At 63.8% G+C, this 12,826-nt stretch carries 10 protein-coding genes; 5 read left to right on the top strand and 5 right to left on the bottom strand.

What is annotated here, in order from left to right:
- Positions 1-71 precede the first annotated feature (71 nt).
- The 4 genes from DY926_RS14280 (at position 72) to DY926_RS14265 (ending at position 5,093) form a co-directional block, all read left to right on the top strand.
- Positions 72-1,454 carry an ethanolamine ammonia-lyase subunit EutB gene (locus DY926_RS14280; RefSeq protein ID WP_116703976.1) on the top strand — a complete coding sequence of 461 codons (1,383 nt, stop codon included), beginning with the start codon at positions 72-74 and terminating at the stop codon, positions 1,452-1,454.
- A 1-nt stretch (position 1,455) separates the two neighbouring features.
- On the top strand, positions 1,456-2,250 hold the full coding sequence (gene eutC / locus DY926_RS14275; protein ID WP_116703975.1) for an ethanolamine ammonia-lyase subunit EutC: 795 nt from the start codon (positions 1,456-1,458) through the stop codon (positions 2,248-2,250).
- Positions 2,247-3,596, top strand: a complete 1,350-nt coding sequence (eat, locus tag DY926_RS14270) for an ethanolamine permease (protein WP_116703974.1) — start codon at positions 2,247-2,249, stop codon at positions 3,594-3,596. Before eutC ends, eat begins: the two co-directional genes overlap by 4 nt.
- Positions 3,597-3,725: 129 nt before the next feature.
- On the top strand, positions 3,726-5,093 hold the full coding sequence (locus DY926_RS14265; RefSeq protein WP_408886073.1) for an outer membrane beta-barrel protein: 1,368 nt from the start codon (positions 3,726-3,728) through the stop codon (positions 5,091-5,093).
- Positions 5,094-5,097: 4 nt separating this feature from the next.
- On the opposite strand, the gene DY926_RS14260 is transcribed toward DY926_RS14265, so the two are convergent.
- Positions 5,098-6,366, bottom strand: coding sequence for an AGE family epimerase/isomerase (locus DY926_RS14260; protein WP_116703972.1), 1,269 nt, complete (start codon positions 6,364-6,366; stop codon positions 5,098-5,100).
- The gene (locus tag DY926_RS14255; protein ID WP_116703971.1) at positions 6,359-7,219 is read right to left on the bottom strand and encodes a glucose 1-dehydrogenase; all 861 of its coding nucleotides are present in this window, start codon (positions 7,217-7,219) and stop codon (positions 6,359-6,361) included. The genes DY926_RS14260 and DY926_RS14255 overlap by 8 nt, the downstream gene beginning before the upstream one ends.
- A gap of 239 nt (positions 7,220-7,458) precedes the next feature.
- Between DY926_RS14255 and DY926_RS14250 the strand changes: the two genes are divergently transcribed.
- Positions 7,459-8,184 (top strand): MgtC/SapB family protein, encoded by a 726-nt coding sequence (locus DY926_RS14250; protein ID WP_116703970.1) that lies wholly within the window; start codon positions 7,459-7,461, stop codon positions 8,182-8,184.
- A gap of 27 nt (positions 8,185-8,211) precedes the next feature.
- Here the strand turns inward: DY926_RS14250 and DY926_RS17380 are convergent, their stop codons facing one another.
- The 3 genes from DY926_RS17380 to DY926_RS14240 form a co-directional block, all read right to left on the bottom strand.
- Positions 8,212-8,373 carry a hypothetical protein gene (locus tag DY926_RS17380; protein ID WP_158552021.1) on the bottom strand — a complete coding sequence of 54 codons (162 nt, stop codon included), beginning with the start codon at positions 8,371-8,373 and terminating at the stop codon, positions 8,212-8,214.
- Between the two features lie 73 nt (positions 8,374-8,446).
- Positions 8,447-10,039, bottom strand: a complete 1,593-nt coding sequence (locus tag DY926_RS14245; protein WP_241503243.1) for a carbohydrate porin — start codon at positions 10,037-10,039, stop codon at positions 8,447-8,449.
- A gap of 616 nt (positions 10,040-10,655) precedes the next feature.
- Positions 10,656-12,826: TonB-dependent receptor (locus tag DY926_RS14240; protein WP_116703969.1), on the bottom strand; the 2,171-nt coding region annotated here is incomplete at its 5' end.

Genomic DNA, 12,826 nt, shown 5'->3' with positions numbered 1-12,826 from the left:
ATATCGAATGTATTTCTGACTTCGGCCGGGCCATCATGACACGCCCCGGCCCATAATCCGGGTACCGTTCAATGGGATTTCACGCCAGTTTCTGTGGTGAAACATACAGCTTTCCAGACCTTGCCACATTGCTGGCCGTGGCCTCGCCCGCGCGTTCGGGCGATGTGCTGGCCGGGCTGGGGGCGACATCGGACGTGCAGCGTATCGCCGCGCGGCACGCACTGGCCGATGTGCCGCTGGCCACCTTCCTCAACACCGCGCTGGTGCCGTATGAGGAAGATGAGGTCACGCGCCTGATCATTGACAGCCATGACCGCGCGGCCTTCGCCCCGGTTTCGCACATGACGGTGGGGGACTTCCGGGACTGGCTGCTCTCGCACGCGGCGGACGGGCCGACGCTGGCGGCGGTCGCGCCGGGCATCACGCCCGAAATGGCGGCGGCGGTGAGCAAGATCATGCGCAACCAGGACCTTATGGCGGTTGCGGCGCGCATCCGCGTCATTACCCGGTTCCGCAACACCATCGGCCTTTCGGGCTGCCTTGCCTCGCGCCTGCAGCCCAACCACCCCACCGATGACCTGAAGGGCATTGCCGCCTCCACCCTCGATGGCCTGCTTTACGGCATGGGTGACGCCGTAATCGGGATCAACCCGGCCACCGACAATGTCGAGACCGGCATGGCGCTGCTGGACATGCTCGACCACGCACGCCGCCGGTTTGACATTCCCACCCAGACCTGCGTGCTGACGCATGTGACCAATACGATCGAGATGATGAACCGCGGCGGCGCGGTGGACCTTGTGTTCCAGTCCATTGCCGGAACGCAGAAGGCGAACGAGGGCTTCGGCATCAACCTGTCGATCCTGAAGGAGGCGCACGACGCCGCCCGGGGCCTGCATCGCGGCACGATCGGCAATAACGTGATGTATTTTGAAACGGGGCAGGGGGCGGCGCTGTCCGCTGGCGCGCATCACGGCCTGGACCAGCAGACGGTCGAGACCCGCGCCTATGCCGTGGCGCGCGCGTTCGATCCGCTGCTGGTCAATACGGTGGTGGGCTTTATCGGCCCGGAATACCTGTATGATGGCAAGCAGATCACCCGCGCGGCGCTGGAAGACCATTTCTGCGCCAAGCTGCTGGGTGTGCCCATGGGGTGTGACGCCTGTTACACCAACCATGCCGAGGCCGATCAGGATGACATGGACAACCTCATGGTGCTGCTGGGCGTGGCCGGGATTTCGTTCCTGATCGGCGTGCCCGGCGCGGATGACATCATGCTCAATTACCAGAGCCTGTCATTCCATGACATCATGACCCTGCGCCACATGCTCCGCCTTGACCCCGCGCCGGAATTCGCCGCGTGGCTGGAACGGATGGGGCTGTACGACGCGAAAACGGGCCGTATGCGCGAACTCTCCCCCGGGCAGACCCGCCTTGGCCAGTTGATCGCCTGACATGGACACGAAAAAACCCACCCCCCTTCCGCCCGGTGACGCATGGGACGGACTGCGCCACCTGACCCGCGCACGCATTGGCATCGGGCGCAGCGGCAATGCCCAGCGCACGCGCGACGTACTGGCCTTTCAGGGCGCGCATGCCCTTGCGCGTGATGCGGTCCATACCGCGCTGGATGTCGCCGCCCTGCGCGCGCAGCTTGCACCGGGCGAGGAAGCGCAGCTTGTAACCAGCAGCGCGCCCGACCGCCCCACCTACCTGCGCCGCCCCGACCTGGGCCGCAGGCTGGATGACGCCAGCCGCGCCCACCTGCATGCCGGGGCATGGGATGTGGTGTTCGTGGCGGGCGATGGCCTGTCCGCCGTGGCGGTGCAGAATGGCGCGGTGCCGCTGTACCACGCCATGCGCGGGCTGCTGGCCGGGTGGTCGGTGGCGCCGCTGGTCATTGCCACGCAGGCCCGCGTGGCGCTGGGTGATGACATTGCGGTAGCCATGGGCGCGCGCATGGTCGTCATGATGATTGGCGAGCGCCCCGGCCTGAGCGTGGCCGACAGCATGGGGGTTTACCTGACCTATGCCCCCTATGTCGGCTGCCCGGATTCAGCGCGTAACTGCCTGTCCAACATTCACCCCCACGGGCTGTCGATACCGCAGGCGGCGGACCGGCTGGCATGGCTGATGCGCGAGGCGCGCCGCCTGTCACTGACCGGTGTCGGCCTGAAGGATGCAGCCCCGCAGCACGGACATATCCGCCACGAAGGCGTCCCCCCATTGGAGAAGGATCATGGTAAATGAGCAGTAGCCCGACCCATCTGAGCAAGTCGCTCGGTGCGTTCCACCTGTGGGGCATTGCCGTCGGACTGGTCATATCCGGTGAATATTTCGGCTGGAGCTATGGCTGGGCCACGGCGGGCACCCTTGGCTTTCTGGTGGCGACCGTATTCGTGGCCATCATCTATACCGCGTTCATCTTCAGCTTTACGGAACTGACCTGCGCCATCCCGCATGCGGGCGGGCCGTTCACCTACAGCGCGCGGGCGCTGGGGCCGCTGGGCGGGCTGATCGCGGGGCTGGCGACGCTGGTTGAATTCATATTCGCGCCGCCCGCCATCGCGCTGGCCATCGGGGCGTACCTGAACGTGCAGTTTCCCACCCTTTCGCCACAGGTGGCGGCGTTCGGGGCGTATCTGATCTTCATGGCGCTGAACATCGCGGGCGTGCGGATCGCGGCGACGTTCGAGCTGTTCATCACCATTGCCGCCATCATCGAACTCCTTGTCTTCATGGGGGTGGTGGCGCCTGCGTTCTCATGGGGCAACTTCCTGCATGACGGCTGGGGCGGTGCGCCGCATTTCGGCTGGGAAGCGATGGGGGGCATCTTTGCCGCCATTCCGTTCGCCATCTGGTTCTTCCTCGCCATCGAGGGAGTGGCCATGGCGGCGGAGGAAGCGCGTGATCCCCGGCGCGCCATTCCGGTGGCCTATATTGCCGGCGTGCTGACGCTGGTGACGCTGGCCTTCGGTGTCATGCTGTTCGCCGGTGGCGTGGGTGACTGGCACGCGCTGGCCAACCTGAACGACCCGCTGCCGCAGGCCATGAAGCGCGTGGTGGGTGCGCATAGCGACTGGCTGCACATGCTGGTCTGGCTGGGTCTGTTCGGGCTGGTCGCCTCGCTGCACGGCATCATCATGGGCTATGCGCGGCAGATGTTCGCACTGGCGCGGGCGGGGTTCCTGCCATCGGTGCTGGGGCGTGTGCACCCGCGCTTCCATACGCCCTATGCCGCGACGCTGGCCGGTGGCGTGATCGGGATTGCGGCGATCTTTTCCGATAACGTCATTTCCATCAACGGCCAGTCACTGACCGCGACACTGGTCACGATGTCGGTCTTCGGGGCGCTGACCATGTATGTGTTCAGCATGATCAGCCTGTTCCGCCTGCGCCGCACGGAACCGGACCTGGTGCGCAGCTACCGCGCGCCGCTGTATCCGGTGCTGCCCGCCATTGCGCTGGGTGGTGCACTGGTGGCGCTGAGTGCCGTGATTTATTACAATGTCGAGATATTCTGCATCTACCTGGCCGTCATGGCCGTGCTGACGGGTGTCTTCATGGCGCGGGCGCGCCGGGTGCGCGCGGCCTGACCCGATCCGGGCCGCCTGCCGGGCGGTCCACCATCCCCCCAATGTGTTCTTTCCGATCAGGAACTGTCCCGAATGGCTGAAACAAACCATGCGCCCGTACGCGCGCGTTCATTTTCCGGCCTGCTTGGCATGTGCATGCTGGCCCTTCCTGCCGCCGGGGGGGCGCTGGCCCAGACGCCGGACATCCCCACCGAGGAGGAACGCCCGCTGGAAGCCACCGAACCGGCCGAGGACGTAACCCCCGCCCCGGTCACGGGCAACATCTTCCACCCCCGGCCGGGCCATGCCCGCACTTACTGGGACGGGCTGGAAGGCCACGTGCAGATCGAGGCCGGCGTGTCCGGCAACCCGTGGACGCGCTCTGGCCGCAACTTTGCCCAGTTCTATACCGACCGGGCCAATACGGTCACGATGAACCAGATCATGGGCTCCCTGTCCCATGCGGTGACGGATGTGGGCAAGGGCTACGGGATCGGCTTCGTGCTGGAGGCCATGTATGGCTCGGACGCCCGTTTCGACCCCACCATCGGCATGGGTTCGGGTTCACTGACGGGGCTGTACCAGTGGGCGCCCACGCAGGCGCACCTGGATGTGCACCTGCCGTGGATCTACCGCCGGGGCATTGATGTGCAGATTGGCCAGATGTACGGCCTGATGGGGTCGGAGGGCACGCCGTCGCTGGCGCGGCCGTTCTATACCTTCAACTACGCATCCGATTACATCGTACCGTTCGAGACGGTGGGCATTGTCGCGACCATGCACGTGACCAGCCACATGGACTGGATACTGGGTGTTGACGCGGGCAATTCCACCACGTTCGGGGCGTCGGGCAACAACAACAAGCCCAAGGGGTATTTCGGCCTTGCGTGGAATAACCTGATGAACGGCAAGCTGAACCTGCACGCCATCGGCCATTTCGGCCCGCAGGGCAATAACGGGCGCTCGGTTAGCGGCGGCGGCTGGACCAGCGCGGGCATGGGCCGCAGCGCCAATCACCTGATGCAGTACAACGGTGACATCATGGCGACCTATCACGTCAATGACCGGGTGACGCTGACCATGGACGGCACCTACCTGCATGATGACGGTCTGCGCGATGATGCGTATGGCATCAGCAGTTACGTGGCGTGGGACATCCGCCCGTGGCTGACGTTCAATGCACGTGGCGAAATCTTCCGTGACAATACCGGCGGCGTCATTACCGAATATGCGGGCTACACGTCATTCACCAAATCACTGTCCAACCAGCCATTCCCCTATTACGCCGCGCCGCCCACCACCTATGGCGCGCTGACGCTGGGGGTGACCTATCGGCCGGAATTCATCAACCGCCACCTGTCGCTGGGCAAGTTCACCGTGCGGCCGGAAGTGCGGCTGGACAAATCCCTCAACGGCACCCGGCCCTTCAACCAGTCGGGCACCATGTCCAACCCGATCGTCAACAACGGCACCAACAACATGCTGTGGTTCAGTTGTGATGCGATCTGGTCGTTCTGAGCGGCTACCCTTCCAGCAGGGAGACAGCCGTGGCGAAGCTGGGGGCAAGCGGCAGCAGGGGCGTGATCGTGGCCTGCCAGGCGTGGTACAGGTCGGCCTTGCCTTCATACACCACGGCTGATGGCCGGTTGTGCCGGTCCAGCTCCTGTATCCACCCGCCGCGCCTGCGGTCGATCATGTAGGTGTCGATATAGTCCCACAGGGTGCGGTACCAGTGTTCGTAATGCTGGTGACCGGTGCGTTTGAGCAATGCGGCGGCGGCGGTCATGGCTTCCGCCTGGCACCAGTGGGGGCGGTTGTGGACGACCGGGGTACCGTCCCAGTCGATCGTGTACAGCAGCCCCGGCGCGCCATCACGCGCCCAGCCGGTTTCCATGCCGCGCCGGAACAGGGCAGCCGCATCTTCCACCAGCCACGCGGGCGCCTGGCCGTGCGCGCGCAGCAGTGCCGCCTCCAGCTTCAGGAGCAGGTGCGACCATTCCACAAAATGCCCCGGCGTCATGCCATAGGGGCGCAGGGCATCGGTCGGGCTGTCGCGGTGGTAATCCTTCAGCAGTACCCAGTCGCGGCTGTAATGTTCGGGCACATGGTAGTCCGCGCCGCGCGCCAGTTCATGGATGAAACGCCCGGCAATGCGCAGCGCCCTGTGCCGCCATATCGGGTCGCCCGTCACATCGGCCGCGGCCATGCAGGTCTCGACCGAATGCATGTTGGCGTTGGCGCCACGGTAGTCTTCCTCATCCGACCAGTCGGGCGCGAAACTTTCACGAAAGACGCCTTCCGCCTCGCTCCAGAAATGCGCCTGCCACACCGCAAGCGCGCGGGCCAGAAGCTCGTCCGCCCCCGGCACCCCGGCCACCGTGGCCGAGGACGCGGCCAGCGCCACGAAACTGTGCAGATAGGCCTGCTTGCGCGGGTTTTCGGGCAGCGCGCCATCGGGGGCGGGGGTCAGGAACCACCCGCCGTTTTCATGGTCCGCCAGCGGGCCGAGCAGGGCGGCCACCCCATGCGCCGCCAGTGGCGCGCAGCCCGGCAGGCCCCGGCCCGCCGCTACGGAATAGACATGGGTCATGCGCGCGCTGATCGTGCTGTCGGCGGTGGCGTGGGGCGGGAGCCTGCCGTCATCATCCAGCGCGGCGAAACCATCCTCGACGCGCGCGGGCTTGGAAAAGTCCAGCAGGCGCTGGCCCTGCATGTCAAGCCAGCGGCGGTGCGGCGCCAGACGCAGCCATGAGGAAACCGGCAGCATCAGCGCGGGCAGGGGTTCAGCCATTGATGATCATGCCGCCATTTACATGCACGGTCTGCCCGGTCACGTAGGATGAATCTTCCGCCGCCAGATAGACATAGGCCGGACCCAGTTCACTGGGCTGGCCGATACGGCCCATGGGCGTTTTCTTGCCCAGGTCGGCCACCGCCTGCGGGTCAACCGGCCCCCAGCTTGCGGGCTGCAGTGGTGTCCAGACCGGGCCGGGCGCGACCGCGTTGACACGTATGCCCTTTGGCGCAAGCTGGAGTGCAAGGGCGCGGGTGAACCCCATCTCGGCCGCCTTGGTCGTGGTATAGGCCACAAGGGACTGGTTGCCCGCGAAGGCGTTGATCGAGGATGTATTGATGATGACGCCCTTTTCACCCAGATGGGGCAGGGCCGCGCGCGCCATGTAAAAATAGCCGTTTATGTTTACATCCATGTGGCGCTGCCACATCTCGTCAGTAATATCCGTCAGGTCTTCGCTGACGTACTGCACGCCCGCGTTGTTGACGAGGATGTCGAGGCCGCCGAACGTTTCCACACACTGGCCTACCGCGTCATCGCACACCGCGCTGTTCGAGACATCGCCGCGTATGGCCAGCGCCCGCACGCCCTCGGCTTTGGCCAGGCGGACGGTTTCATGCGCGTCCTCATCTTCTTCCAGGTAAAGGATGGCCACATCCGCCCCCTCACGCGCGAAATGCAGCGCGGCGGCGCGGCCGATGCCACTGTCACCGCCCGTGACCAGCGCCCTGCGGCCCTTCAGCTTGCCGCTGCCCCGGTAATCGGCGCGGATATGTTCGGCTGGCGGGTTCATCAGTCGTTCAACGCCGGGCTGGTGCGGCTGGCTCTGGGGTGGAATGGAACTGGTCATGTCTGGCTCTCCGGCATTGTGGGTGGGAAAGGCGGCCCGGACGGGGCGCGTCCGCACTCAACGTGATGGGTGCGCGGTCTGTTGCATCCAATCTGCGCCACGTGGCCTGCGCGTCCGGGCCAAGCCTGCGCGGGGGCGGGTTAAGATAGGGTAAAGGCGGGGCAGAAACCGGGGCGGGCGCAGCCCCGCGGGAACCGACGGGGATTCCAGCCTTTTCTGGTGGGGAGGTACGGTGACATATGATTGCAGGAACATGGTGCCAGCTTGTTGACCTGCTGGCCGCTTTCACGCTGTCCGCCATGATCGGGCTTGAGCGCGAGTTCCGTCAGAAAAGTGCTGGCATGCGCACGCATGCGCTGGTCGGGCTGGCGGCGGCGCTGATCATGCTCGTATCAAAATACGGTTTCAGTGACGTGCTGTCCGCCGGGCGGGTCATCCTTGACCCCTCACGCGTGGCGGCACAGGTGGTGTCGGGCATCGGGTTTATTGGCGGTGGCGTCATTTTCATGCGCCGGGACGCCGTGCGGGGGCTGACCACGGCGGCTTCCGTCTGGCTGACCGCCGCCGTGGGCATGGCGTGCGGGGCGGGGCTGGTCGAACTCGCGCTGGCCGCGACAGCGGCGCATTTCATCATCATGTTCGCCTTTCCGTATTTCACCCGGCTGCTGCCACAGATCCATCCCGCGCAGACGCGGCTGGATGTTTCCTATACCGATGGCAGGGGCATCCTGCGCCATATCCTTGTGGCCTGCACCCGGCTGCGCTTTGCGGTGGACCATGTGCATATCGCGCAGGATGGCGACTGTGCGGCCCCCCTGCTGCGTGACGGGGCATCCACCACCCCGGTCGTGACGCTGAGCATGCAGGTCAGGGGCAGGCGCCCGGTTTCCCACCTGATTGCGGCCCTTGCCACGATTGAGGGCGTGCAGAATGTCGGCACCGCGGGTGACGGGGGGCTGGACTAGCGCCATGTCCCCCGTCACCGCGCGGGGTCAGTGGTCGATATGCGGCCCCTGGCCCCAGTGCTGGTTCGGGTTGCGGTCATGATGGTCGCCTTCATTCCAGTGGGAAGGGCGGTCATGATAGGCGTGGTGGCACCCCGCGACGGACAGGGCCGCGGCGAGGGTGATGATGAAGCGTAGGGTCGGGCGCATCGTGGCCTCCTGCGTGTGGGGCCTGAACGTGGCGGTGGGGTGGAGGTTGCGCCACGTCCCGACCGGGCAGGTGCTACAGGTTGGCGATGGCCTTCAGCCCGACCAGCATGGCATTGGGGATGACCGATGTCTCATTGGGGCGCATGACGTATTCGAACTCGGGTGTCATGACCAGGCCGGGCATGACGGGAATGCCGTAATAGGCTTCCAGCACGGCGGAATGGGTCTGTGGCCCCGTGACATAGGCCCCGGGGGAAAGCCCGGCCGCCTGCCGCAGGCTCTGGCCATAGGTCAGGCGCGGACTCATCTGGTAGTACGAATACATGACGCCGAAGCGGTCAAAGGGCCGGTGGGGGAACAGGCCCAGAAGGGACGCGCCAAAATAGAATTCATCGGCAAAGTTCGAGATGCTGGGTGTATTGTGGATGAACCCCGCCAGCAGGTAGCCCCCCGCCATCTGGTGTTCGCCATGCCTGCGGTACACCATCTGGTCGGCTTCGATATAGAAGGTGTCGCGCGGCTTTTCCTTGTACACCCGCACGGTGGCGCGATCGGCCACCGGCACATCCCCGATCAGGTCGGGATAGGGCGACGTATCGTGCCCGAAGCCGAATTTGTAGTGCCCCGGCAGCTTGCGCGGGCCAAAAAACGGCTCCCATGTCAATTCAACGGGGGTCTGTATGCCGGTTGTGGTTTCGCTGCCCCATGCCCAGCCAGTATTGTCCTGCACCTTGGGGCCGATCTTGTAGATGCCGGTGCGCAGCGTAAGGTCGCGCGTGGGCCGGAAGCGCACGGTGCCGCCCCATGATGTCTTGGGATAGACACTCCACCCCGCCGGTTCACGAATGGCCATGGGGGCGGAACACTGCGTCATGAACGTACACAGCAGCACCGACGTGCCATAGGTATGGGTCAGCGCGATACGGCCGATATTGATGTTGATGCGGCTGTGGAAAAAGGATTTTTCAAGGTACAGGTCCGCCAGCCGCGCCGCCGCCGGGCCGTGGATGCTCCACACTTCCGTCAGCAGGATGTTGCGCTCGCCCACATGGTCCCAGCCGACCTGCCGCCCCTCACGGTTCATGATGATGCCGTGCAGGTACCAGCCATTCAGCCCGGCAAGTTTGCCAAGGTCGAACAGCATGCTCACCCGCAGGTCATGGACATAGTCAATCCCCTTGGACAGGCCGCCACCCACATTGGCCATGCTTTCGCCCTTGTAGGTCAGTTCAAAGGAAAAGCCCCGGTTGCTCAGCCATTCGCGCCACGGGCGGATCTGCGGCACGAGGTTGCCAAAGGACTGCTCGGCCACGAAATAGCCCGCGCTCAGGTCGCTCTGGCGCAGGGCGTCGTCATTATGGTTCAGGAGCGCGGAAAGGCTTTCGGTATTGAACAGGGCCTCCAGCCGTGATTCGGCAATCGGGCGCTTGTGCGGCCGCAGCGCCCCTTCCGCCGGGGCCAGCTTCACGTTGGCGGTGGTGGTGCTGGCCGCCGCCGCCCCGTCACGCCCGGCGGCATGGCAGGCGGACATGCCCATCCACAACAGGACACACCCGCGCAGCCCGGTATTAAGATGCTGGAGGGGGAACGACCGGCAGCTTTTTCCGTTTGGGGGAGATGTGCGCGCGATAGCGGCGCGACCGGCGGCCGGGCGCACGGCCGTCATGCCCATGGGTCGCCTGCCGCCGCTGGTGTGCGGGCGGCGGCATATGTGCCGGCAGGGCGCGGCATATGGCCGTTTTCTGGCTGCAATGCGGCATGCGTGCGGACGCCGCACGGGGTACGGGAATACATCTTGGCAGGTGACTTTTTCAACACAAGGATCGGGCGGGCGCGCGGCCCGGCTGTTCAGTTAATGGCCTGTTTTTGAAAAACAGGAAGCCGGGCATCAATCATCATTCCGCAGGGTCTTGTGTTCATGTCATGTTCTTTTTTATAGGGTATTTTTCCTATCGTATGGGATATTAAATTTATTTTCAATGGCGCCTTAAGGGCGCGGCAGGGGGTGTGGCCATGTACCCCGGCAATATCCCCACGCGCTGGTGGGCACAGTATTTGCACACGGCATGAATACCGCATGTGACTGGCGGCACATTAAGGTGGTTTTTCAGTGTTCAGTGGTGGGGCAGGGGCAATGGGCCGCTGCACCCCTGTTCAACCCCTGAACGGGAAAGGCCGCCCTCCTGAACGGAAAGGCGGCACCCGGAACATCGCGTTTCTGGTGGTGGGTTATCGGGGTGTGGCGGCCTGTGGGTGCGTATTCCCCCAGGCCCCCGAGGGTGTCAGAAACCGGCCGACATGGAAAATGCAATGGCGAAGCCGGGCATGAGTGTGTAGGTCGGCGCGCTGCCCGCAATGGTGGTGCCGCGCAGCCCCGTTACCGCATGGGCGTTGCTGGACATGGCATAGACGCCGCTACGATACAGTGACCCGGCAAGGTTCTGCATGTTGAGCTGGATCTGCGGTGAGTGCAGGAACCACTGGTTGGAGAAACGGTACCCCAATGTCACGGTATTGGTAATATAGGGGTTCAGCTTTTCATCATTGACCAGTGTCGCATACTGCGCGCCCACGTATTTCAGGTCCACATTGGCGAAGATGTGCCCGTTATCCCAGTCAATGCCGAGGGAGCCCATTTCATGCGGGGCGGAAATGGGGCGCTTGCCCTTGGTCGGCAGGTAATCATTCAGGTAACGGATGTTGGAGTCCATGCGGGCATCAAGGTATTCAAAGCTGATATAGGGGCGGAAATGCCCGAATATCGGCCGCGTGCTGAGCTGTACGTCCACCCCGCGAGATGTCTGGTTACCGGCGTTCATGGTCGTGAGCATGGGGGCCGTGCCGTAATAGCTCAGCATGGAAAGCTGCCGGTTTGTGAAGTTGTAGTTGAAGAACGAGATTTCACCCACGAACATCTTGTTGTTGTAACGGTAGCCGATTTCTTCCTCGATCGAATATTCCGGCTTCACGTTGTCGGTCGGCGCCGTCGTCATTGCGCCCGATGCCGAGTACAGTTCGAACATGGTATTGTTGTTGGGCATCTTGAAGCTGGTCGTGCCCAGTACGTAAATCTGGTGGTGGCTGTTGAATTTGTAGCGCGCGCTGAACTGCGGCAGCGGCTCGGTTATGTTCTGCCCCCGGTGCTGGAGTTCGTTGGGCACGTAGCTGTCCACCTTGCGGCTGACCATGGCCAGGCGCAGCCCGGCCTTGAGCTCCAGCTTGTCATGCAGCAGGCTGAGCCTGTCGCCCAGGTACAGCATGTTCACCTGTGTAAAGGTGTTGTGGTCGTTCAGGTACCAGCGCTGGCCCGATGCGGTCTTGTAAATGGAAGGCCCGTAATCACCATAAATGTTGGCCGGGCCGCCATCCGTCTGGTTGATGTAGGATACGGGCGTGGACTGGTTGGTGCGCGACCATTCATACCACCACCCCAGCGTGACGGTGTTCTTGCCCGCCGTCCATGCCAGCTTGGCGTTATTGCCGGTGCGGTGGTAGCTGAAGTAAAGCGGCGTATAGACCGATGTCGCGCCGTTCAGGTTCACGTCAACCGGCTGGTTGCCCGAAAACGTATCGCCCTGCGTCACGTCGCTGGCCCCGCCAATGCTGCCCGAACCCCACCACAGGTAGGGGGTATCGTCAAAGCGCAGCCCCTCGGCCAGTTTTAGCGAAAGGGGGGCGGATGCAATGAGGTTCTGGAACGCATCAAGCCCGTATTTGTAGTAATTCAGGTTGTTCGACTTTGAATACGTGGAGGAATAGTCGAAATGCTTCCCGTATTCACGGAACTGCTCAGCCGTGGGGTTCTGGTCAAGCTGGAGCGAGTTGGTGTTGTAGCTGGCGGTGACGGTCCAGTTGCTGTCGGGCGTGAATTCCTTGATCAGCTTGAAATCAACATGCTTGCGGCGGAAGTTGCCCGGCCCGCGCCAGTTGTTTGACGCCGTGTTGGAAAACGACACGAACGCCCGCACGCCGGTATGGCCGATGTCACCACTTTCCAGCCGCACGAATTCGCGGTGCATGTCATAGGAACCGTACGAGAAGTCAACAAACCCCCCGCGATGGTGTGACGGGTCGATCAGGGTAGCGTGCGCGCTACCTGCCGCCGCCGAAATGCTGGGCGTGTCCAGGTCCACCGATCCGGGCACGAGGGACACGGATTGCAGGTTGTCACCATCCGATGTCTGGTTGGGGTAGAAGCCGCCGTCACCCACGTCATTGACCGGCGCGCCGTTATAGATCCAGCCGATATGGTCCCCCGGCAGGCCGCGCAGTGTCAGGTTTGCCCCCGCGATGCCGTATGGCTCCGTCAGGGTGACAAAGGCGCTCGGCTCCATGGACAGGACCTGCACCGGGTTGGCGGTGGGGGACTGCTTGGCAATGTAGTCGCGCGTTACGGTCTGGATGGTCCCAGCCCGGTTTTCCACCCGCATGAGCCCGCCACCCGGCGCGCGGC

The organism is Komagataeibacter melaceti, from assembly GCF_003403295.1.
Classification (GTDB): Bacteria; Pseudomonadota; Alphaproteobacteria; order Acetobacterales; family Acetobacteraceae; genus Komagataeibacter; species Komagataeibacter melaceti.
This window is presented reverse-complemented; position numbering and strand designations above follow the sequence as displayed.

Bases quoted from the DNA above. Each gene is read 5' to 3' on its own strand.
- DY926_RS14250 (WP_116703970.1), top strand. From the start codon at position 7,459: ATGATTGCAGGAACATGGTGCCAGCTTGTTGACCTGCTGGCCGCTTTC.
- DY926_RS14245 (WP_241503243.1), bottom strand. From the start codon at position 10,039: ATGACGGCCGTGCGCCCGGCCGCCGGTCGCGCCGCTATCGCGCGCACA.
- DY926_RS17380 (WP_158552021.1), bottom strand. From the start codon at position 8,373: ATGCGCCCGACCCTACGCTTCATCATCACCCTCGCCGCGGCCCTGTCC.
- DY926_RS14255 (WP_116703971.1), bottom strand. From the start codon at position 7,219: ATGACCAGTTCCATTCCACCCCAGAGCCAGCCGCACCAGCCCGGCGTT.
- DY926_RS14280 (WP_116703976.1), top strand. From the start codon at position 72: ATGGGATTTCACGCCAGTTTCTGTGGTGAAACATACAGCTTTCCAGAC.
- eat (WP_116703974.1), top strand. From the start codon at position 2,247: ATGAGCAGTAGCCCGACCCATCTGAGCAAGTCGCTCGGTGCGTTCCAC.
- eutC (WP_116703975.1), top strand. From the start codon at position 1,456: ATGGACACGAAAAAACCCACCCCCCTTCCGCCCGGTGACGCATGGGAC.
- DY926_RS14265 (WP_408886073.1), top strand. From the start codon at position 3,726: ATGTGCATGCTGGCCCTTCCTGCCGCCGGGGGGGCGCTGGCCCAGACG.
- DY926_RS14260 (WP_116703972.1), bottom strand. From the start codon at position 6,366: ATGGCTGAACCCCTGCCCGCGCTGATGCTGCCGGTTTCCTCATGGCTG.